22 protein-coding genes, 3 tRNA genes and 1 rRNA gene are annotated in these 22,437 nt (G+C 26.3%); 8 read left to right on the top strand and 18 right to left on the bottom strand.

Features of this window, described 5'->3' with window-relative positions; genetic code table 11:
* Positions 1 to 46 precede the first annotated feature (46 nt).
* The 9 genes from ribA to mnmA all read right to left on the bottom strand — a co-directional run bounded on the left by ribA (position 47) and on the right by mnmA (position 10,328).
* Entirely contained in the window at positions 47 to 637 is a 591-nt protein-coding gene (gene ribA / locus AB4W59_RS01180; RefSeq protein ID WP_367673307.1) for a GTP cyclohydrolase II, read from the bottom strand.
* A gap of 72 nt (positions 638 to 709) precedes the next feature.
* Positions 710 to 1,426 carry an orotidine-5'-phosphate decarboxylase gene (gene pyrF / locus AB4W59_RS01175; RefSeq protein WP_367673337.1) on the bottom strand — a complete coding sequence of 239 codons (717 nt, stop codon included), beginning with the start codon at positions 1,424 to 1,426 and terminating at the stop codon, positions 710 to 712.
* Between the two features lie 39 nt (positions 1,427 to 1,465).
* The gene (lipA, locus tag AB4W59_RS01170; RefSeq protein ID WP_367673306.1) at positions 1,466 to 2,401 is read right to left on the bottom strand and encodes a lipoyl synthase; all 936 of its coding nucleotides are present in this window, start codon (positions 2,399 to 2,401) and stop codon (positions 1,466 to 1,468) included.
* A gap of 136 nt (positions 2,402 to 2,537) precedes the next feature.
* On the bottom strand, positions 2,538 to 3,173 hold the full coding sequence (gene lipB / locus AB4W59_RS01165; protein ID WP_367673305.1) for a lipoyl(octanoyl) transferase LipB: 636 nt from the start codon (positions 3,171 to 3,173) through the stop codon (positions 2,538 to 2,540).
* A 62-nt stretch (positions 3,174 to 3,235) separates the two neighbouring features.
* Positions 3,236 to 3,883 (bottom strand): YchE family NAAT transporter, encoded by a 648-nt coding sequence (locus AB4W59_RS01160; RefSeq protein ID WP_367673304.1) that lies wholly within the window; start codon positions 3,881 to 3,883, stop codon positions 3,236 to 3,238.
* Between the two features lie 74 nt (positions 3,884 to 3,957).
* Complete coding sequence (gene rnb / locus AB4W59_RS01155) at positions 3,958 to 5,895, bottom strand: exoribonuclease II (RefSeq protein ID WP_367673303.1); 1,938 nt, start codon at positions 5,893 to 5,895, stop codon at positions 3,958 to 3,960.
* Positions 5,896 to 6,033: 138 nt separating this feature from the next.
* Positions 6,034 to 6,816: an enoyl-ACP reductase gene (locus AB4W59_RS01150; protein WP_367673302.1), complete on the bottom strand. Its 783-nt coding sequence runs from the start codon at positions 6,814 to 6,816 to the stop codon at positions 6,034 to 6,036.
* A 580-nt stretch (positions 6,817 to 7,396) separates the two neighbouring features.
* The gene (gene purB / locus AB4W59_RS01145; RefSeq protein WP_367673301.1) at positions 7,397 to 8,776 is read right to left on the bottom strand and encodes an adenylosuccinate lyase; all 1,380 of its coding nucleotides are present in this window, start codon (positions 8,774 to 8,776) and stop codon (positions 7,397 to 7,399) included.
* 442 nt (positions 8,777 to 9,218) lie between these two features.
* Positions 9,219 to 10,328 carry a tRNA 2-thiouridine(34) synthase MnmA gene (mnmA, locus tag AB4W59_RS01140; protein WP_367673300.1) on the bottom strand — a complete coding sequence of 370 codons (1,110 nt, stop codon included), beginning with the start codon at positions 10,326 to 10,328 and terminating at the stop codon, positions 9,219 to 9,221.
* Positions 10,329 to 10,584: 256 nt separating this feature from the next.
* Here mnmA and lepA point away from each other — a divergent pair, with 256 nt between their 5' ends.
* The 5 genes from lepA (at position 10,585) to acpS (ending at position 15,417) form a co-directional block, all read left to right on the top strand.
* Complete coding sequence (gene lepA / locus AB4W59_RS01135; protein ID WP_367673299.1) at positions 10,585 to 12,378, top strand: translation elongation factor 4; 1,794 nt, start codon at positions 10,585 to 10,587, stop codon at positions 12,376 to 12,378.
* Between the two features lie 17 nt (positions 12,379 to 12,395).
* Positions 12,396 to 13,343, top strand: coding sequence for a signal peptidase I (gene lepB / locus AB4W59_RS01130; RefSeq protein ID WP_367673298.1), 948 nt, complete (start codon positions 12,396 to 12,398; stop codon positions 13,341 to 13,343).
* A 123-nt stretch (positions 13,344 to 13,466) separates the two neighbouring features.
* Positions 13,467 to 14,147 (top strand): ribonuclease III, encoded by a 681-nt coding sequence (rnc, locus tag AB4W59_RS01125; RefSeq protein WP_367673297.1) that lies wholly within the window; start codon positions 13,467 to 13,469, stop codon positions 14,145 to 14,147.
* Positions 14,144 to 14,995 carry a GTPase Era gene (gene era / locus AB4W59_RS01120; RefSeq protein WP_367673296.1) on the top strand — a complete coding sequence of 284 codons (852 nt, stop codon included), beginning with the start codon at positions 14,144 to 14,146 and terminating at the stop codon, positions 14,993 to 14,995. The genes rnc and era overlap by 4 nt, the downstream gene beginning before the upstream one ends.
* 41 nt (positions 14,996 to 15,036) lie before the next feature.
* Positions 15,037 to 15,417 carry a holo-ACP synthase gene (gene acpS / locus AB4W59_RS01115; protein ID WP_367673295.1) on the top strand — a complete coding sequence of 127 codons (381 nt, stop codon included), beginning with the start codon at positions 15,037 to 15,039 and terminating at the stop codon, positions 15,415 to 15,417.
* On the opposite strand, the gene tadA is transcribed toward acpS, so the two are convergent.
* Both tadA and smpB read right to left on the bottom strand, forming a co-directional pair.
* A complete protein-coding gene (gene tadA / locus AB4W59_RS01110) occupies positions 15,395 to 15,880 on the bottom strand; it encodes a tRNA adenosine(34) deaminase TadA (protein ID WP_367673294.1) in 486 nt (161 codons plus the stop codon). The two genes, acpS and tadA, sit on opposite strands and share 23 nt — an antisense overlap.
* Positions 15,881 to 15,886: 6 nt before the next feature.
* Positions 15,887 to 16,375: an SsrA-binding protein SmpB gene (gene smpB, locus AB4W59_RS01105; RefSeq protein ID WP_367673293.1), complete on the bottom strand. Its 489-nt coding sequence runs from the start codon at positions 16,373 to 16,375 to the stop codon at positions 15,887 to 15,889.
* Between the two features lie 105 nt (positions 16,376 to 16,480).
* Here smpB and AB4W59_RS01100 point away from each other — a divergent pair, with 105 nt between their 5' ends.
* Positions 16,481 to 16,768 (top strand): RnfH family protein, encoded by a 288-nt coding sequence (locus AB4W59_RS01100; RefSeq protein ID WP_367673292.1) that lies wholly within the window; start codon positions 16,481 to 16,483, stop codon positions 16,766 to 16,768.
* A 79-nt stretch (positions 16,769 to 16,847) separates the two neighbouring features.
* Here AB4W59_RS01100 and grpE read toward each other — a convergent pair whose 3' ends face one another.
* The 4 genes from grpE to dnaQ all read right to left on the bottom strand — a co-directional run bounded on the left by grpE (position 16,848) and on the right by dnaQ (position 19,099).
* The gene (gene grpE, locus AB4W59_RS01095; protein WP_367673291.1) at positions 16,848 to 17,444 is read right to left on the bottom strand and encodes a nucleotide exchange factor GrpE; all 597 of its coding nucleotides are present in this window, start codon (positions 17,442 to 17,444) and stop codon (positions 16,848 to 16,850) included.
* Between the two features lie 117 nt (positions 17,445 to 17,561).
* Complete coding sequence (gpt, locus tag AB4W59_RS01090; protein ID WP_367673290.1) at positions 17,562 to 18,035, bottom strand: xanthine phosphoribosyltransferase; 474 nt, start codon at positions 18,033 to 18,035, stop codon at positions 17,562 to 17,564.
* A gap of 211 nt (positions 18,036 to 18,246) precedes the next feature.
* Positions 18,247 to 18,320 (bottom strand) — tRNA-Asp (locus AB4W59_RS01085).
* Positions 18,321 to 18,397: 77 nt separating this feature from the next.
* Positions 18,398 to 19,099, bottom strand: a complete 702-nt coding sequence (gene dnaQ / locus AB4W59_RS01080) for a DNA polymerase III subunit epsilon (protein ID WP_367673336.1) — start codon at positions 19,097 to 19,099, stop codon at positions 18,398 to 18,400.
* Between the two features lie 52 nt (positions 19,100 to 19,151).
* Here dnaQ and rnhA point away from each other — a divergent pair, with 52 nt between their 5' ends.
* Both rnhA and gloB read left to right on the top strand, forming a co-directional pair.
* Positions 19,152 to 19,616 carry a ribonuclease HI gene (gene rnhA, locus AB4W59_RS01075; protein WP_367673289.1) on the top strand — a complete coding sequence of 155 codons (465 nt, stop codon included), beginning with the start codon at positions 19,152 to 19,154 and terminating at the stop codon, positions 19,614 to 19,616.
* A 45-nt stretch (positions 19,617 to 19,661) separates the two neighbouring features.
* The gene (gene gloB, locus AB4W59_RS01070) at positions 19,662 to 20,414 is read left to right on the top strand and encodes a hydroxyacylglutathione hydrolase (protein WP_367673288.1); all 753 of its coding nucleotides are present in this window, start codon (positions 19,662 to 19,664) and stop codon (positions 20,412 to 20,414) included.
* 9 nt (positions 20,415 to 20,423) lie between these two features.
* On the opposite strand, the gene AB4W59_RS01065 is transcribed toward gloB, so the two are convergent.
* The 3 genes from AB4W59_RS01065 to AB4W59_RS01055 all read right to left on the bottom strand — a co-directional run bounded on the left by AB4W59_RS01065 (position 20,424) and on the right by AB4W59_RS01055 (position 22,185).
* Positions 20,424 to 20,496, bottom strand: a tRNA-Ala gene (locus tag AB4W59_RS01065).
* Between the two features lie 13 nt (positions 20,497 to 20,509).
* Positions 20,510 to 20,586 (bottom strand) — tRNA-Ile (locus AB4W59_RS01060).
* Positions 20,587 to 20,639: 53 nt separating this feature from the next.
* A 16S ribosomal RNA gene (locus tag AB4W59_RS01055) occupies positions 20,640 to 22,185 on the bottom strand.
* Positions 22,186 to 22,437 lie beyond the last annotated feature (252 nt).

The raw sequence follows: 22,437 nt of genomic DNA, 5'->3' as shown, positions 1-22,437 counted from the left end.
TAAAAAACCCCTAAATAACAAAAATTTTTCATTATATATAAAAATATTATTTTTTTAATAAATGACCCATTTTATTTGCTTTGGTTTTTAAATAATAGGAATTTTTAGAATTTTTTTCTGCAATTAATGGCACTCTTTGCACAATTTTAATACCAGACTGAATAAGCATTTTAACTTTTAATGGATTGTTTGTTAATAAACGCACTTTTTTTATTTTTAAAATATTAAATATATCAGCACATAATGAAAAATCTCTTTCATCTGCAGAAAATCCTAATTTCTGATTCGCTTCGACTGTATCTAAACCTGTATCTTGTAAAGCATACGCTTTAATTTTATTTAATAATCCTATATTTCTTCCCTCTTGACGATGATATATTAAAACACCAATCCCTTCTTGAGTAATTCTTCTTAATGCCATTTCCAGTTGAATACCACAATCACATCTCAAACTAAAAAAAGCATCTCCAGTTAAACATTCGGAATGAACTCTTGCTAGTATAGGAATATCTGAATTTATTTTACCATGTACTAGAGCGATATGATTTTTCCCATTATTTTTCTCTTCAAAACCAAATATAATAAATTCTCCCCAACGTGTAGGCAAAATAGCTTTTTCTACTTCAATTAATTGCATATTTTCTCCAAAATATTATTAAAAATTTATGTATAGTTTTTAAAAGATTTTTATTTTTTTCTATATTTATTTTTATCTTATAGATTTAATTATTACATCTAATTTTTTTTTTGGGCACTTTGCTAAAGTAATAGAACGTCCAATAACTATATAATCTATTCTTGATTCTTTAGCTTGAACTGGAGTAATAATGTTACTTTGATCATATAAATTATCTGTACTCAATCGAACTCCTGGAGTTACAATCTTAAATTGATCTCCTAGTAATAATTTTATTTTCTTCGCTTCTTTTCCAGGGCATACTATACCATCTAATCCACAATTATAAGACAACTTAGATAAAATTAAAATATATTCATACAATGACATGTTAACACCTATTTCATGCAATTCTTTTTCTTTTAAACTTGTTAATGCAGTAACTGCAATTAATAACGGCGCTTGTTTTTTAAAAGATTTAACAGCTTTTTTTGCAGACATAAGCATTTTTTTTCCACCAGATGCATGAATACTCAACATCCATATACCCAAATCTGCGGCAGCTTTAGTGGCATTAAATACAGTATTAGGAATATCGTGAAATTTTAAGTCTAAAAATATACTAAACCCTAATTGATTTAATTCTTTTATAAATTTATATCCTAATATAGTAAACATTTCTTTTCCGATTTTTAAATAAAAAATAGATGGGTCAAGAATATCTACAATTTTCATAGCTGTTTTTTTTTCATAAAAATCTAATGCAACAATAATTTTTGGAGATGCAGTGATATTAATATTCAATACTATATAACCTCTATTATATATTCATCACAATAAAATTTATTCTTATTTAATAAATGCATTTGCTTGAATATCAGCATGATATGATGAACGTACTAAAGGTCCACAAAATGCATGCGTAAAACCAATAGACAATGCTTCTTTTCTAATATCTTCAAATTCGAGAGGTGATATATATCTTTGAACAGGAAAATGTTCAGAACTAGGTTGTAGATATTGTCCAATTGTCAATAAAGAAACACCACTAGAATATAAATCTTTCATCACTGCAATAAGTTCTTGTTCTGTTTCGCCTAAACCAACCATTAGACCTGATTTTGTGGGAATATTTGAATATTTTTTTTTAAAAGATTGGAGTAAAATTAAAGATTTAGAATAGTTTGCTCCAGGTCGAATAATTTTATATAATCGAGGTACATTTTCAATATTATGATTGAAAACATTAGGTAATTCTTTATTAAAAATATTTAAAATAAGATTTATTCGACCTCTAAAATCAGGTACTAATATTTCTATTTGAACATTATTTTTGTCTCTAATTGATTTCATGCAATCCACGAAATGTTGTGCACCTCCATCATATAAATCATCACGTACTACAGAAGTAATTACTACATACTTAATATTCATATCAAATATAGTATTAGCTAATTTTATCGGTTCGTGTATATTGATAATATCTGGTTTACCATGTTTGACTGCACAAAAAGGACAATTTCTTGTACAGATAGAGCCTAAAATCATAAATGTTGCTGTGCCTTTATTAAAGCATTCTGGTAAATTAGGACAATTAGCCTCTTCACATACAGAATGAAGATTATTTTCTCGTAAAGCTTTTTTTATCTGATATATTTTTGAAGATATAAGAGGAATTTTGACTTTTATCCAGTTAGGTTTTTTAGATGATTTTATATTTTCAATATTTTTAACTGGAATATTAATATTTTTATTAATAAATAAAATCTTTTTTTTTATATTCATAAATTATATTGTCTTTATTGTTCGTGTAAATATGATTTTGTATTGAATAATAATTATTGTAATACATTACATGTAGTATTTATTATATAAATTAATATCTTTATATTTTTTGATAATGTAATGATATAAAAATTTTTTATTGTATATTAACTATTTCAGCTTGAAAATGATAAGACAATTGTTTTATAAGGAGTATTTTGACATCTTCCACTGTAATCTGACAATTCAAATCTTTTATTTGTGTCATTTTTACATCTCTATCACCACAGGGATAAATATAATTAAACGGTATTAAATCCATATCAATATTTAATGATAATCCATGCAATGTATGTCCATTTGTTATCCTTAATCCGATAGAAGAAATTTTTTTATTCTTTACATATACACCTGGTAATTTTTTTTGTGTATATGCATAAATTAAAAAATTATTTAATGTATCTTTAACAACATCTTGCATAATATTAATCAAATGCCGAATTCCCATTTTTCGGCGTCTAATATTAATTAAAAAATAAATTACTTGTTGTCCAGGGCCATGATATGTAATTTGTCCACCTCGATCTGATTGTACTATTGGGATGTTATGTGAAAAAATTACATTTTCTTTTTTTGGAATTTGACCATGAGTAAAAATAGGATAATGTTCTACAAACCAAATCTCATCTACAGTATTAAAATCACGATTTTTTGTAAAAAAATGCATTCTGTAAAATGTATCTAGCCAATGTTTTCTTCCTAAATCGCGTAATAAAATAATATTATTTTTCAAATAAAGATCCAATACTAAATTATAATTTGTTAAAATATTTAATATTTATAATGAATTTTTTGTTATCCTAGAATTCCTGATATTATAGATTTAATACCGACACTAATAAATTCTATTCCTAAAGACATTAATAAAAGACCCATAATGCGTGTTACAATATTGATTCCAGTTTTTCCTAAAATTTTTATTGCACACGGAGCGGCGCGAAAACATAGCCAGCAAAAAAACGAAAAAAAGATAATAACTAAACTACATCCTATTAAATTTGTCCATGTAGAATAATTAATACTCCAAGCAATAGTTGAACTAATAGCACCAGGCCCTGCAATTAAAGGCATTGCCAAAGGCACTACACTGATATTTTCTGTATCTTTTTTTTCATTATTATTATTTTGTATGGATATTTTCTTTGTAAAAGATCCTGTAATCATAGAATAAGCAATACTAATAATTAATATTCCTCCAGCAATACGAAATGAATTAACGGAAATTCCAAAAAAATTTAAAATTGAATTTCCAAAAAAAAGTGATATTAATAAAATTAAAGCCGCTGAAGAATTAGCAATGAAATTTGTTTTTGTTTTTTCTGCAATCGTTTGATAATGAGTCATACTGGTAAAAAGAGGAATCATTCCAATCGGATTAACTAGCGCACATAAACTAACAAAAAATTTTATATATATAGATAAATCAAAAATTGAAATATTCATATTATACTGTTTTCTCACATTATTATTATTTTATAATATATATTGGTTTTTAAAAAATATTTTAAAATAAAAAATTAAAAATTTGGTTTTGCAATAATATTACGATTTTCTAATCGAATATCTTGTAATACCACGGAAATTATATCAGATACCTGATACTGTACAGAACCATTAATTAATACGATTCCTTTTTCTATATTAAAATGTAATTCTTCCCTTACTGAATGCAAAAATGTTCCAGGAATAAATACATTAGCACCATTTTCTATTAATCGCGCTCGCATACCACTTCTAGTGATATCTATTATTTCAGCATTAAATTTATTATCTCTATATTCTTTTTGTTGTAAAAAAAGAACATAAAGCCAATCTGATACTTCTCTTTCTGCTATTCTGTTACGACGTCTTTGATCATTTATCTTAAATTTAATTTCTTCATTTGGCTGTCTGGCTTTTTTGTTTTGTATAATTGATTTTAACAAACGATGATTAATCATATCACTATATTTACGAATAGGAGATGTCCACGTGGCGTATACTGGAAATCCTAATGCAAAATGCGGAGCAGGTACGATGCTAAAATCACCAAAAGATTGAAAACGCCGAATACGGCTATCAATATATGTGTTTGACAAAATATTTAATACTTGTCTTAATTTACAAAAACCTGGTAATGTAGTAATTTCTTTAGATGTAAATTTTAATTGATAATTTTTTAAAAAAGATACTACGTGTTCAGCATTAATAGAATCAAATCCTGCATGAACATTATATATACCAAAACCTAATTTTTTAGACAACAACTCAGCCGCAGAAACATTGGCTATAATCATCGATTCTTCAATAATTTTATGTGCAATACGTCTTTTTTCGACTAATACATTTAGCACTTGGCCTGTTTCTGATAAATCAAATCGATACTCTATACTATCTTTAAATAATATTGCATGCAATCTACGCCATTTGATTCTTAATAAACAAAGACGATGTAAAAGAACAATTTGATTCGCAATTGATTTATTTTCCGGTATCCATGCACCTGATTTTTCAATCCAATCTGATACATTATCATAAGATAACTTTGCTTTTGATTTTATCCATCCTAAAAAAAAATTAGTATTTTTAGATATACTACCATCTTTGAGAATAATAGTTTGACACCCTAATATTGGACGATTTTTATATGGATTTAACGAGCAAATATCTTCTGATAAATACCGAGGTAACATTGGAATATTTAATCCCGGTAAATAATTCGTAAACATTCTTTGCGAAGCAATGACATCTAATCTACTATCTTCTTCTATATAAGCGGTGGGATCTGCAATCGCTACCGTTAAACATAAATTTCCATCACTATTTTCTTCAATAAAAAGAGCATCGTCAATATCTTTAGTATGACCATTATCTATAGTGATAAAATCTAAATGTGTTAAATCTTTTCGATTAGAAGTATCCTGAAAAGAAATATCATTTTTTTGTACAGAAGGTTGTTTTTTATCAAGATTATGTCGTGCTAAAGTAACTAACCATGGCACCATAGAATCATTTTTTTTTGCAATTTTTTTAATTAATTCTGCATAAAATATTTGATCTCCTTTTAATTTATGTTTGATCAATTGAGCTTCAACCCAGTCTCCAGTTCGTAAATTGTCCAAAAGTATTTTATTAGCATTGCATATTATTAAATCTTTCAGAAAAGGATAATCAGGTATGATAAAACATTTATTATCTTTGATTTCAATTTTACCAACAAATCTTCTTAAAAATGGTTCAATTAATTTTTCTGGTTCTGCAATTTCACGATCTTTTTCAATTTTTAATTTTGCTATTATTCTATCTCCATGCATTACTTTTTTCATATTTTTTGGAGGTATAAAATAACTTTTTTGCATGTCAATTTCTAAAAATCCAAATCCTCTTTCCGTGCTTTTCACTATTCCTTCTGCTCTTGGGGTTTTAGCATGTAGACTTTTCTTTAACTGTGCAAGTAATGGATTATTTTGAAACATAATAATAGAACCTAATTTTCATAGTAGAAAAAATAATAATTGTATAAATTGAACAATTGTTTCAATATATAACTTATTTATAAGTTAGCATAGTTAATGTTTTTTTTAAAATTTTTCATGAAGAAAATATAAGAAAAATTATATTAGACCATTCTTTCTACTAGCGTGAAAACCATGATCTACATAAATAATTGAACCAGTAATTCCTTTTGATAAATTAGAAGATAAAAATGATGCTATATTCCCAATGTCTAAACTAGTAATATCTTTTTTAATAAATGCGCGGGATTTACAATTTTTTTTGAATTGATTAAAATTTTTAATAACATAAGAAGATCTAGTTCTCACAGGTCCGCATGAAATAGCATTAACTCTTATATAATATTTACCTAAAATACTAGCTATATAACGTACACTAGATTCTAAAGATGCTTTAGCTATACCCATTAAATTATAATTAGAAACAACCTGCTGAGCACCAATAGAAGTTAAAGTAAGTAGAGAAGAATCTTTATTAAGCATATCTTTACATTCTTTTATCATGGCTAAAAAACTATATACACTAATTTCATTAGTAATATTAAAATCAACTTTATTAATATGATTTATGAAATTATCAGATAATTGTTTTCGCGGACAATAAGCAATGGCATGAACGAAACCATCAAATTTTTTCCATACATTACGCACATTATAAAATAATTCTTTAATACTATTATCATTTGAAACATCACACGAAAAAAATAGATTAGATGGCACATCTGGAACTAAAGGTTTTATTTTATTAATAATTTTTTTATTTTGACAAATTAATCCCAATTCTGCTTTTTGCTTGGACATTGCCTCAAAAATACCAAATGCAACAGATTTTTCATTAGATATACCACTTATTAAAATTTTTTTTCCTTTCAAAAACCCCATTTTTATCCTCAAAGATACATTTTACATGTTTTATTTAATATTCAACATACTATACAAAATTATTAATTTTTTAGATCATTAGAAAAATATTTTAATTGATATAATTATTATTATAAAAAGGAATGGATATTTGTAATTTTATTAACAGTAACCTGTATATAATTACAAAGAATATTTCAAATATTGCACTTCTGTTTTTAAAATATAAAGTAATTATAACATATTTATTACACCTGTATCATCAATGTGAAATTAAAAATATTAATAAAAATTTCATAAAGATAATCTAATATTTAGATCAAGATGGCATCAATTTTTTATAAAAAATATTTTTATAATTTCAATAATATTTTTTCAGAATATGAAAATGCAATATATATACAGTTTATTATATTAGAATTAATATTCTACTGTAGTATTTTATAAAATGATATTTTTGAATTAAATATTCATAAAAAATTTAATTTTTTTATTAATTAGATGATTTTAACAAATTGATTTTATTTTTTTTATATACCATATAAACTATTTTACTTTTTAAAATATTGAATTTTTTTAAAGATAAAGAGAAAGATTAAAATTAATCTATTTTTGTTAGATTTTTAATTATTTTACTTGCAGCTCCAATATAATTCTCTGGTGTAATATATTTTAATTTTTCTTTTTCTTTTTCAGGAATATTTAATTTTTGAATAAAAGCATGAATAATATTTTTATTAATTTTTTTGCCTCTTGTAAATTGTTTTACTTTTTCATAAGAATCTTTAATGCCATAGCGACGCATGACTGTTTGAATAGGCTCTGATAAAATAGACCAATTTTCATTCAATTTTTTCAATAATTGTAATTTATTAATTTCTAATTTATTAATACCCGCCAGTAAAGATTGGTATGCAATAATTGCATAAGCAATAGATACTCCTATATTTCGTAAAACTGTAGAATCACTTAAATCTCTTTGCCAACGAGAAATAGGTAATTTTTCAATCATGTAATGCATTAAAGCATTAGATAATCCTAAATTTCCTTCTGACTTCTCAAAATCAATAGGATTAATTTTATGTGGCATTACAGATGAACCAACTTCTTCTTTTACTAATTTCTGTTTAAAATAATCCAATGATATATAACCCCAAAAATCTCGATTAAAATTAATTAATATTGTATTAAAAAGAGAAATACAATGAAATAATTCTGCGATATAATCATGGGGTTCAATTTGAGTGGTATAGGGGTTCCAAGTGATACCTAAAGAAATTATAAATTCTTCGCTGATATGATGCCAATTGACTAAAGGATATGCGGCTAAATGAGCGTTATAATTTCCAGTAGTACCATTAATTTTTCCTAATATTTCTATGTTTTTAAATTTTATGTACTGTCGTTGCATACGATAATAAAAATTAGCAATTTCTTTACCGATCGTAGATGGAGTAGCGGGTTGACCATGTGTTAGAGATAATATAGAAATATCTTGATATTGACATATCATATCGTGTAAAACGTCTATTAATTTACGCCATAAAGGTAAAATAACTGTTTTACGAGACTCTTTTAACATTAAAGCGTATGCTATATTGTTAATATCATCAGAAGTACAACCAAAATGAATAAATTCTGAAATTTTAGATAAAGATTTAGATACAGAAATTTTTTTTTTAAGAAAATATTCTATTGCTTTAACATCGTGATTAGTTTTTTTTTCTATACTCTTAATTAAAAGTGCATCTTTTTCAGTAAATGAAAAAAAAATATCGTCAAGCAATGATATTGATTTTTTATCAATACATGGAATATTTAACTCTTTTGACATACTAATTATTTTTTTAAACCATTGAATTTCTACATAAATACGATATTTTAAAAAACTAAATTCACTAAAAATATTTTTTAATAATACCGTAGAATTACTATATCGACCATCTATTGGTGAAATGGCATTTAGAGATGTTAAATTCATATTTTTCTCCTAAAACAATATAATTTTTATATAATGTCAATAATACCATATTTATAAAAAAAATAACTGTAATAAATTTTTGCTTTACCATTCCTATTTTAATATATAAAAATATCAAAAAACACCGATTATTTTATTACTGATAAGATGATTACTTAAAATTTTTTATTTAATGTATAATTTACAAATAAAATTATTCTTTTAAAAAGCATTCAAAATTTAATAATTTAAGTTTTAATATTTTATTGTTACGAAATAAATATTTCTCATTTTATGTTAATAAAAATTTATAGCCTGCATTAAAAATTATTATAAAAATATTTTGAAAAGTCATTAAAAACTTATCAAAATAATATCTATTCTATTTTATGTAATAAAATTTTTTATATACTATTTTCAAAAAATAAATATTTTTTTGGTTATATTACATTTTCTATATTAACTATAATAATGGTATTCTAGAATGAATAATACCTCCACCCATACAGATATGTTCATCATAAAAAACTGCTGATTGACCGGGAGTAATAGATAAAATAGGTTTGATAAAAAATACTTTCAAAAAAATATCATCAATATATTCCAATCTACATAATATATCTTTTTGACGATATCGAGTTTTAATTGAACAAGAAAAAGGAAACAATATTTTTTTTTGGTTAATCCAATGACAATTTTGAACAATTAAACCTATAGACATTAAATATTTATTTTGAGATCCTTGTGCCACGATCAAAGTGTTAGTTTTGACTTTTTTTTCCACAACATACCATGGATTACCACTATTCCCTTTTATACCACCAATACCCAATCCTTTACGTTGACCTAGAGTATAATAAAAAATACCATCATGAGTGCCTAGAATATTTCCATTAATATCTGTAATATTACCTTTTTTTTCAGAGATATAACGTTTAAGAAAAGATTGCATTTTTTTAGGTCCAATAAAGCAAATACCAGTAGAATCTTTTTTCTTCGCTATTTTTATGGAAATATTTTGAGCAATTTTCCGAACTTGTATTTTTTTTAAATGACCAATAGGAAATAAAATTTTTTTTAATTTTTTTTCATTTAAAGTATATAAGAAATAACTTTGATCCTTATTCATATCATAACTCTTTAAAAGAGATATTTTACGATTTATTTTTTTTATACAAGCGTAATGCCCTGTAGCAATATAATCTGCTTTTAACTCTTTCATACAATAATTAAAAAGAACTTTAAATTTAATTTCTTTATTACATAAAATGTCAGGATTAGGTGTATTGCCTTTTTTACATTCGTCTAAAAAATTTTCAAAAACTAACTCCCAATATTCTTGAGAAAAATTTATTTTATGCAAATAAATATTCAATTTATTACATACTTCTTCAGTATCATATAAATCTTGAGTAGAATTACAGTACATACTTGTGTCATCTTCTTCCCAATTTTTCATAAATAAACCTTCTACTTGATAATTTTTTTGTTTTAATAACCAAGCAGAAACTGATGAATCTACTCCTCCGGACATAGCTATAATTACTTTTTTTTTACTTTTTACTATAACCATAAATACTCTTCGCGTAATAAATTGTAATTTTAAAATTATACTAACTCATTTATACAAATGAAATCATATTGTGCATATTAAAAACGAACAAAAAATTATTTATAAAAATATTTTTATATATTACCATTTTAACATCTAAAACAATTTTATTTATTATTTAATTGTGTCTATTCATCAAAATAATAAAGAATTTATATAAATATTTTTTTATCACATGTTAAAATGTATAAAATAAATATTTATGGTAAATAAAAATATGAAACATATAAGAAATTTTTCTATTATTGCTCATATTGATCATGGAAAATCAACTTTATCTGATCGTTTAATACAAATATGTGGTGGTTTATCTAATAGAGAAATGTCTCAGCAAGTATTGGATTCAATGGATCTTGAAAAAGAAAGAGGCATTACTATCAAAGCACAAAGTGTTATGATTAATTATAAATCCCAAACAGGCTCTATATTTCATTTAAATTTTATTGATACACCTGGTCATGTCAATTTTTCTTATGAAGTATCACGTTCATTAGCAGCGTGTGAAGGCGCATTACTTATTGTAGATTCCAGTCAAGGTGTTGAAGCTCAAACATTGGCCAATTGCTATACTGCTATAGATATGAATATAGAAGTCGTCCCAGTATTAAATAAAATTGATTTACCCAATGCTAATCCCGAACGAGTAGCACAAGAAATTGAAGATATTATAGGGATATCTGCATTTAATGCTGTGAGATGTTCCGCTAAAACAGGAGAAGGGATTGAGAATTTACTTGAGCGTATTATCTCAGATATTCCACCGCCAAAAGGTAGATATAATGCGCCCTTGCAAGCTATTATTATTGATTCTTGGTTTGATAATTATTTAGGTGTTGTATCATTAATAAGGGTTAAAAATGGAACCCTATCTAAAAAAGAAAAAATTCAAGTAATGAGTACTAAAAAAAATTATATTGTAGAAAAAATTGGAATTTTTACCCCTAAAAAAATAGAACGTGATCAATTAAAATGCGGCGAAGTCGGATGGATTATTTGTGGAATTAAAAGTATAGTTGCAGCTCCTGTTGGCGACACTTTAACAAAAACTAATAATCCTGCTATGCAGGTCCTCACGAGCTTTAAAAAAATAAAACCACAAATTTATGCAGGTCTTTTTCCTATATTATCAGAACAATATGAGAAATTTAGAGATGCACTAGGTAAGCTTAGTTTAAATGATTCCGCTTTGTTTTTTGAACCAGAAAATTCTGCTGCACTTGGATTTGGTTTTCGATGTGGTTTTTTAGGTTTACTTCATATGGAAATCACTCAAGAAAGATTAGAGCGAGAATACTGTATTGATTTAATTTCTACTATGCCAACAGTAATTTATCAAATTGAACTAATTAATGGAAAAACTATATATTTAGATAGCGCTACTAATTTTCCGAATGCAAACCAGATCAGAAAAATAAAAGAACCGATTGTAGAATGCAATATTCTTTTACCTTCCCAATTTCTGGGTGTAGTGATTGAATTATGTGTTTCAAAAAGAGGTATACAAATAAATATGATTTATCATAAACATCAAATTTTATTAGTATATCATATTCCCATGAATGAAGTGGTATTAAATTTTTTTGATCAACTAAAATCGATTTCTAAAGGTTATGCTTCTTTAGAATATAATTTTAAGCATTTTAAAACTTCTAAAATAGTCTGTGTAGATATATTCATTAATGCAGAAAAAATAGACGCATTGACTATCATTTCTTATTATAAGAGCGCACATTTTCGAGCACGTGAAATAGTACATAAAATAAAAGAATTGATACCTCGACATCAATTTAATATTGTTATTCAAGCGACTATTGGAAATATTATAATCGCCAGTTCTACTATCAAGCAGCTAAGGAAAAATGTACTCTCAAAATGTTATGGCGGTGATATAAGCAGAAAGAAAAAATTGCTACAAAAACAAAAAGATGGAAAAAAAAGAATGAAAAAAATAGGTAATATCAATATACCTAAAACAGCGTTTTTTTCTATTTTAAATATTAATAAAAAATAACTATAATAGGTAATAAAATGGATAATATGTTTACTATTTTTTTATTCATTAGCACGCTATTTACTGGAATATTCTGGATATTTTATCGTCTTAAAAGTCTTATAAAATATATTAATAATAAAACAATAATAGAAAAACAACATGCACATCCCAATATTATAAAAAAATTTCATTTTTTAAGATCTTTTGCTTCTTTTTTTCCTGTATTTTTAATAGTATTTGTTACTCGTTCTTTTATATATGAACCATTTCAAATTCCTTCTAGTTCAATGATGCCAACTCTTTTAGTTGGTGATTTTATTATAGTAAAAAAATTTTCTTATGATATTAGAGAGCCAATTACAAGGACATTATTGATTCATATTGATGATCCTAAACGTGGTGATATTGTAGTTTTTAAGCACCCCATTAATTCACATATAAATTATATTAAAAGAATAATTGGATTGCCTGGAGATAAAGTAGAATATTATATTAATAATAAAAATATTGTTGTTTATAAAAACTATATTCAGGATCATGAGAAAGAAAAAGTATATATTCATTATTCTAATAAAAAAGCCAGTCATTTTATTCAAAAATTATATTTTTCTATAGAAAATAAGAATAACATTAACAAACAATACCAAAAAAATAATCTCATATATAATTCTATATATCTGAATACTATAAAAGAAAAAATAGAAAATACATATCATAATATTTTACTGTTAGATAATCTAAAAAATGTAATAAAAAATAATTCTCAAAACGGTAATAATAAAAAAATAATATGGATTGTACCTAAAAACAAATATTTTATGATGGGTGATAACCGTGATAACAGTTTAGATAGTCGTTATTGGGGATTTGTACCGAGAGAAAATTTGCTGGGAAAAGCTACAAAAATATGGTTTAGTTTAAATAAAAAAGAAAACGGATGGCCTATTGGTATACGTATAAGTAGAATTGGAAATATATATTGATAATAAAAATGTATACTCTAAAATAGAGTAAATTATTGCAATTTAACTTTTTTAAAAATATAAATTTTTTGACTTTTCTATCATATTAAGAAACAATTAAAATATTATCAAAATCGGTATAAAATGAATCATATTGTAATAAAAAAAATACAAAAAATACTAGGATATACCTTTAATCATAAGTATCTTTTAAGACAGGCATTAACCCATCGAAGTGCTAGTAGTCAGCATAATGAAAGGCTAGAATTTTTAGGTGATTCTATTTTAAGTTTTGTTATTGCTAGTGCTCTATATCAGTATTTTCCATATATTAATGAAGGTGATATGAGTCGTATGAGAGCTACATTAGTACGAGGCAACACCTTAGCAGAGATAGCTTGTGAATTTCACTTAGGAAAATATTTGCAATTAGGTCAAGGTGAATTAAATAGTGGAGGATTTCGTCGCGCATCTATATTAGCTAATACTGTCGAAGCTTTAATTGGAAGCATTTATTTAGACAGTAATATTAATACCGTGGCAAAATTAATTTTAAAATGGTATGAAAAACGTTTAAAAAAAATTAGCCCAGGGGATAAACAAAAAGATCCCAAAACAAGATTACAAGAATATCTGCAATCTAAGCATTTGTCATTACCTTCATATATAATTGTTGAAGTATATGGAGAAGCACATAATCAATTATTTACTATACACTGCATAATAAGTACAATATCAAAATATTTTATAGGTATTGGCACTAGTAGAAGAAAAGCAGAACAAGACGCGGCACAAAAAGCATTAATTCAATTGGATATCGAATGAATAAAGATAAAAAGTATTGTGGATATATAACTATTATTGGTGAATCCAATGTAGGAAAATCTACTTTATTAAATAAAATTATAGGAAAAAAAATTTCTATTATATCTCGAAAAAAAAATACAACACAAACTAATATAGTGGGAATTAAAACTGATAAAATGTATCAATCTATTTATATAGATACACCCGGTATTAATATGAGTAAGAATAATAAAACAATATTAGAAATATATAATAATTCTTACAAATATATAAACCAATCAGTATTAATTGTTTTTATGGTAGATCGTAATATTTGGACAAAAAATAATGATGTAATTTCTAAATATATTAAAAAATATAAAATTCCTACTATTATATGCATTAATAAAATAGATAAAATATCCGATAAAAATATTTTATTACCTTATCTTTCTTTTTTAAATAAAACAATTAATGTTGCTCATATTATTCCTATTTCTGCCAAAAATAATGAAAATATTTTTTTACTAAATAAAATTATTAATTCTTACTTACCTGAAAAATCACATGAATTTTGTAAAAATAGTTATACAACTAATTCTCACTCTTTTACTATTTCTGAAATCATACGTGAACAATTTATATCATTTTTAGGTGACGAAATACCATCTATTTTAAAAGTAAAAATTGAATCTTTAGAGAATAAAACAGAAAAAGAATTGTACATTAGAGCTATTATTTTTATAAACAATATTAGACAAAAAAAAATTATCATTGGATTGCATGGTGAAAAAATTAAAAAATGCAGTATGTTAGCTAGATATAAAATAGAAAAAATATTTCAAATAAAAGTGCATCTTTACTTATGGGTAAAAGAAAAAAAATAATAAAAGATCAATAAATTTATATAATCGAGTGTTAAGACATTATGACAATAATAAGTATAGGTATAGATATTGTAGAAATTTCTAGAATAAAAAAAATATTTTTTAATTTCGGAGATAAATTTGCAAAACGTATTTTATCAAAATATGAATGGCAAGAATATATTACCAGTAAAAATTGTATTGCTTTTATTTCTAAAAGATTTTCTGTTAAAGAAGCAGCATCGAAAGCATTAGGAATGGGAATTAATTCCGGCATTCAGTTTAATCAATTAGAGTTATATCATAATGTTTATGGAAAACCTGAAATGCGATTTTTTAAACATGCTTTAGCACAATATAAAAAAATAAATTGTCAATATATACATGTAAGTATTACAGATGAAAAAAAATATGCTTATTCTACCGTGATTTTAGAAAATTAATTTTATTTTTACGTTTTTCATAAAAAAAATTACTTAAAATTTTTGCACAGGCATGTTTCATAATATTTTTTCTAATACTTAATTTATAATCAGTTTCTGAATTAACAAAAATATTTTTTAATGAGCAATTTTTATAAAACTTTTTATATTCAGTACCAAAAACTAAACGTTTAATTCGACTATGTATGATAGCTCCGCAACACATAATACATGGCTCTAATGTAACATATAGTGTAGCATTAATTAAACGATAATTTTTTAAATATTGACCAGCATTACGCAATGCAACAATTTCTGCATGAGCAGTAGGATCATGATATGTTAAACAACTATTCCAACCGATTCCAATAATATTTTCTTTTAATACTAATACAGCGCCTATGGGTACTTCGCCGATATTTTTAGCATAATTTGCATATTGTAAAGCTATTACCATCCATTTTTTATCTTGAAAATATGTCATTATGTTTTATATTATTATCCTATTTTTTTTTAAAATATTTAATTTTTCTTTCTTCCATTCATTATTTTTGATATGTAATCTTTTATCTCGTAATGTTTTGCCTTTTGCTATACCAAATTCTAATTTACACCAAGATTTTTTCCAAAATAAAGATAGTGTAATTAAAGTATATCCTGTATTCTTTATTCGAGCGGATAGAAAGTTAATTTCATGCCTATGTAATAATAATTTTCTTTTTCTAGTAGGGTTACAAAAAATAGATTGTGAAGAAATATGCAAAGGCTGAAATGTTGCATTCATAAGATACATTTCATTTTGATAATAATGAATATAACTTTCAGAAATATTTATTTTTTTAGACCTAATCGATTTTATTTCCCAACCCTCTAATACTAGACCTGAAAAAAAATTTTTTTCTATATTATAATTATAATATGCTTTTTTATTAACAATAATTTTAGATAATTTTATAGGATGTTTTTTTTTATTAAGCATAGTTTCTCTTAATTTTAAAAATATTAATAATAGAAAAAAAGAAATTTAAAAAAAATTTGTTTTTTGAAAATAAATAATTAAAAAAAATTATATCATATATAAATCATGAAAAAAATTTCAGTAACAATTATTTATGCTCGCGCTAATCATCAATTTATACATAAAGTAGATATAATAATGGGATCTACAGTTAGAGAAGCTATTATATATTCTAATGTTCTAAATATATTTAAAGAAATTAGTCTGTATAAAAACAAAATTGGAATTTATAATAAAATAGTAAAACTAAAACATGTAGTTAAAAATGAAGATAGAATTGAAATTTATAGAGATTTAATTATAGATCCAAAAGAACGTAGACGTAACAGAATAATTTTTTTAAAAAAGTCATAAAATAGAAATTATTTTTTAAAATTCAATAGTATTATAAAATATTCAAATACTATTGAATTTTTATAGAAAACACTCTTTTTTAACATTTTTTTTGTGATACAACAACCATAGCTGGGCGTAATAAACGAGTATTATGGAAGATATAGCCGGACTGCATTATTGTTATTACTTGATTAGATGGTATTTCATTGTTATATTGAACTGAAACGGCTTGATGTATTGATGGATTAAATAAAACATTTGTATCATTTATTTTTTTTATGCTGTATTCTCTAAAAATATTTTGAAACAAAATAAGAATAAAATTTAATTTTTTAATAATTAAAATATACTTTTCTTCTTCTTTTTTTGTTTTTAACAAATCCAATGCACGCTCGATATTGTCTATTGTGGGTAGAAAAGAAAGAATGATTTTTTCTAAACAAAATTTTCTATTTTTATCAATATCTTTTTCGGATCTATTTTTTAATTGTGTCTTTTGTTTTTGAAAATTTATTTTTTCTTCTTCTACTTTTAAAGCATATTCTTGCCATTGAAGATTTAAAAAATTTAACAAATTTAATTTTATTAAATCACTAGTATTATAATTTTTTTCATCATTTTTTATACAATTGTCTTTAATATCTAAATTATTTTCTATTTTTTTTTCTATATTATCTTCTTCTTTATTTTTCATAATAATACCCTTTTGGTACATGTATTTTATAAAAATAAAATTTTTTAAATCTATATGATTATATTGCAATGATTAGATCAAAATTTTATAAATAAAATCATATATATTGAGTGTTTTTTATTTGATATTGTGACTATTGACGAGAGGAGTAATATAAGATATTGACATATCCCATGGTTGTTCTATCCATATATCTTGAGAAATATCTATAATGTAATCGTCAACTAGCGGGCGACCCATAGGTTTAGCAAAAATAGTAACAAAATATGCCTTAGGATATAAATTTCGAATAATTTTTGCAGTTCCGCCGGTATCAACTAAATCATCTACTACTATTATTTTTTCATCATGACTATTTGCTTTTTTAATAATTTTTCTATTTTTCTGTAAATAATTATCATTATAACTAGAAATACAAACTGTATCGACACAACGAATACCTAATTCTCTTGCTAATAATGCTGATGGCACTAACCCGCCTCGACTAACAGCAATGATTCCACTCCATGATCTAACTTCTAGCAATCGAACAGCTAATTTTCGGGTATAAATTTGCAGCATATCCCATGTGACAACGTATTTTTCACTCATAAAAGAATATTCCGAAACTATTTAAACAATATTTACTAGGAAAATAGAAATAATTTTTTATTACTATATATTTTATATAAAAAATATAATTTTTTTATTACTATTAAATAGTACTTTTAATATAAATATTATTTACGAGTTACATATATACAGCATATAAATATTTTTAATAAATTTTTATAATAACAACTTTTTATTTGAATATATTTTTCGGTGCGGACGGGATTCGAACCCGCGACCCCCGGCGTGACAGGCCGGTATTCTAACCGACTGAACTACCGCACCTTTTATTATATTTTATTGTACATATTTTCAAAAAATCAGTCAATCATCTTTTAATAATTAATTAAAAAAAATTAATTTTATAAAAATATTTTTTTTATCATATTCATATATTCTCGATGCTTTTTGATTTCTTCTGCATTAGCATGAATTACTTTTAATTTACTATTATTTTTTCGCATCATTTTTTTTGAAAAATTAATGTCTATATTGTTTATTTTATCTAAAAAAAACATTGACTTTTGACCACCAGTCATTAAAAGATATAATTTACCTAAAAGTCTAGCATCTAAAATTGCACTATGTACATTTCTCTGAGATATATTAATTTTATATCGAGTACATAAGGCATCTAATGTATTTTTTTTTCCTGGAAATAATTCTCGTGCGATTTTTAATGTGTCAATTACAGAACAATAATCTGATATTTTTTTTATATTCATATTTAAAAAACTCATTTCTTGTTCTATAAAACCAATATCAAAAGTAGCATTATGAATAATTAGAGTACAATCTTTAATATATTTTAAAAAATCTTGAACTATATCTTTAAATGTTGGTTTATTTAATAAAAAATGATCTGTAATGCCATGTATTTTAAAAGCACTAGAATCTATTTTTCGATTTGGCTGAATATAAACATGAAAATTTTTTTCTGTAAAATGACGGTTCATGATCTCAACAGCACCAATTTCAATAATGCGATGATTGTAATGTGGCAAACCTATATTATTAATACCTGTAGTTTCAGTATCAAGAACAACTAATCTTTTATTATTAATCATAATAAAATTTATTCCACTATAATTTTAAGAGCTTTAGAAGAGTAATAATATGTTAAAATTAATTCAAATGTTTACAGATGGTTCATGTTTAGGAAATCCAGGCCCGGGAGGATATAGTATAATATTACGTTATCAATTACACGAAAAAATATTAACTGCCGGATTTATATATACAACAAATAATAGAATGGAGTTAATGGCTGTTATAGTAGGTTTGGAATCTCTGAATCAGCGCTGTTTAGTATATATTACAACTGACAGTCAATATGTAAAAAAAGGCATAACATCTTGGATTTTTAAATGGAAACAAAAACACTGGAAAACAGCTAACAAAAAACCTGTAAAAAATAAAGATTTATGGATTCGTTTAAATTCTATTTTAATATATCATAAGGTTCAATGGTTTTGGATAAAAGCTCATAAAGGACATATAGACAATGAAAGATGTGATCAAATAGCTCGTAAATCTGCTCAAAATCCATATATGAAAGATCTTTATTATGAAAAAATATAAATATTTCTATATAAAAAATATATTTTATTAAAAGAGATAAAAAGAATGATTTTAGAAAAAATACCTATACTAAATAATAATTACGTTTGGGTTCTTTATGACTCTGATAAATATTGTATCATTATAGATCCGGGATCTTCTGATCGTGTAATAGAAACTATTAAAAAAAATAAATGGCATCCCGTGGCTATATTACTTACTCATGCGCATATTGATCATACCGGCGGAGTATTGAACATTAAAAAAAAATATCCTAATATTATTGTATACGGCCCTTATGAAACAAGAAAATATAACATTAATATTATTGTTAATGGGGGGGAAGTTATAAGAATATTAAAAAGAAATTTTTTTGTTTTTTTCACACCAGGACATACGATGGGTCATGTTTCTTATTATAGTCCACCATACATTTTTTGTGGAGATGTTCTTTTTTCAGGAGGGTGTGGTAATGTTGAAAAAAATAATTATTTAGATATGTATAATTCTATTAAAAAAATTTCATCATTACCTAATAGTACTTTTTTATGTTGTACACATGAGTATACTTTTTCAAATATAAAGTTTTCCTTATCTATATTACCAAATGATATTGAACTAAATAGATACTACTTATCGGTTGAAAAAAAAATTAAAATTGACCAATGCACTTTACCGTCTTTAATTTTTTATGAAAAAAAAATTAATTTATTTTTAAGAACTGGAGAATTTTTTTTAAAACAATCAATTGGAATGGATAAAAATTCTAATTCTTTTGAAACATTTGTGAAATTAAGATTGATGAAAAATTTATATTAAAAAATATTTTGGAGCTAAGCGGCATCGAACCGCTGACCTCCTGCGTGCAAGGCAGGCGCTCTACCATCTGAGCTATAGCCCCAGTATTATCTTTTTGGTAGGCCTGAGTGGATTTGAACCACCGACCTCACCCTTATCAGGGGTGCGCTCTAACCATCTGAGCTACAAGCCTGTTTAGATTTATTAGATAATTTGTGTGGGCACTTTCAAAAAAGTATATTTTTTTAAGGAGGTGATCCAACCGCAGGTTCCCCTACGGTTACCTTGTTACGACTTCACCCCAGTCATGAATCACAAAGTGGTAGACGCCTTCCCATAAATGGGTTAGGATACCTGCTTCTTTTGCAACCCACTCCCATGGTGTGACGGGCGGTGTGTACAAGGCCCGGGAACGTATTCACCGTGGCATTCTGATCCACGATTACTAGCGATTCCGACTTCGTGGAGTCGAGTTGCAGACTCCAGTCCGGACTACGATTTACTTTATGAGGTTTGCTTGTCTTTGCAGAGTTGCTTCTCTTTGTATAAACCATTGTAGCACGTGTGTAGCCCTGGTCGTAAGGGCCATGATGACTTGACGTCGTCCCCACCTTCCTCCGGTTTATAACCGGCAGTCTCCTCTGAGTTCCCGGCCGAACCGCTGGCAACAGGGGATAAGGGTTGCGCTCGTTGCGGGACTTAACCCAACATTTCACAACACGAGCTGACGACAGCCATGCAGCACCTGTCTCACAATTCCCGAAGGCACTTTCTTATTTCTAAGAAATTTTGTGGATGTCAAGACCAGGTAAGGTTTTTCGCGTTGCATCGAATTAAACCACATGCTCCACCGCTTGTGCGGGCCCCCGTCAATTCATTTGAGTTTTAGCCTTGCGGCCGTACTCCCCAGGCGGTCGACTTAACGCGTTAGCTTCGGAAGTCACTTCTCTTGGAAACAACCTCCAAGTCGACATCGTTTACGGCATGGACTACCAGGGTATCTAATCCTGTTTGCTCCCCATGCTTTCGCACCTCAGTGTCAGTATTCGTTTAGGAGGCCGCTTTCGCCACGGGTATTCCTCCAGATATCTACGCATTTCACCGCTACACCTAGAATTCTACCTCCCTCTACGATACTCTAGCTTTTTAGTTTCAAATGCAGTTCCTAGGTTGAGCCTAGGGATTTCACATCTGACTTAAAAAACCACCTACGCGCTCTTTACGCCCAGTAATTCTGATTAACGCTAGCACCCTCCGTATTACCGCGGCTGCTGGCACGGAGTTAGCCGGTGCTTCTTTTGCGGGTAACGTCAGGAAATAAAATTATTAGTTTTATTTTTTTCTTCCCCGCTGAAAGTACTTTACAACCCTAAGGCCTTCTTCATACACGCGGCATAGCTGCATCAGGCTTTCGCCCATTGTGCAATATTCCCCACTGCTGCCTCCCGTAGGAGTCTGGACCGTGTCTCAGTTCCAGTGTGGCTGGTTATCCTCTCAGACCAGCTAGAGATCGTTGCCTTGGTAGGCTATTATCCTACCAACTAGCTAATCTCGTCTGGGTTCATCCAAAAGCATGAGGCCTAAAGGTCCCCCACTTTGGTTTTTCAACTTTATGCGGTATTAGCTACCATTTCTAGTAGTTATCCCCCTCTTTTGGGTAGATCCCCAGATATTACTCACCCGTTTGCCGCTCGCCGACAAGAAAGCAAGCTTTCTTTCGCTGCCGCTCGACTTGCATGTGTTAGGCTTGCCGCCAGCGTTCAATCTGAGCCATGATCAAACTCTTCAATTTAAAAAGCTATTATTAAAGAAAAATAATAATTTTCTTTAATATTACTAATAAATAAATAAAAAGACGTTTTGTACTTAATTTTCTGTGCCCACACAGATTATCTAATATTTTGTTAAAGAGCATTTATATTTAAAACTTAATAAGAGATTACATTTTTTTTATTATTCTGTCAACCTTTTTTACAAAAATAATTTTTAATTATTATTCAAGTTAAAGATATATGATTAGAATAAAGATTCTTATCTAATGTAT

The sequence above is a fragment of the Buchnera aphidicola (Cavariella theobaldi) genome (assembly GCF_964059165.1).
Classification (GTDB): Bacteria; Pseudomonadota; Gammaproteobacteria; order Enterobacterales; family Enterobacteriaceae; genus Buchnera; species Buchnera aphidicola_BO.
The sequence above is the reverse complement of the archived record's forward strand: the minus strand, read 5'-3'. Positions and strand labels throughout refer to the sequence as shown.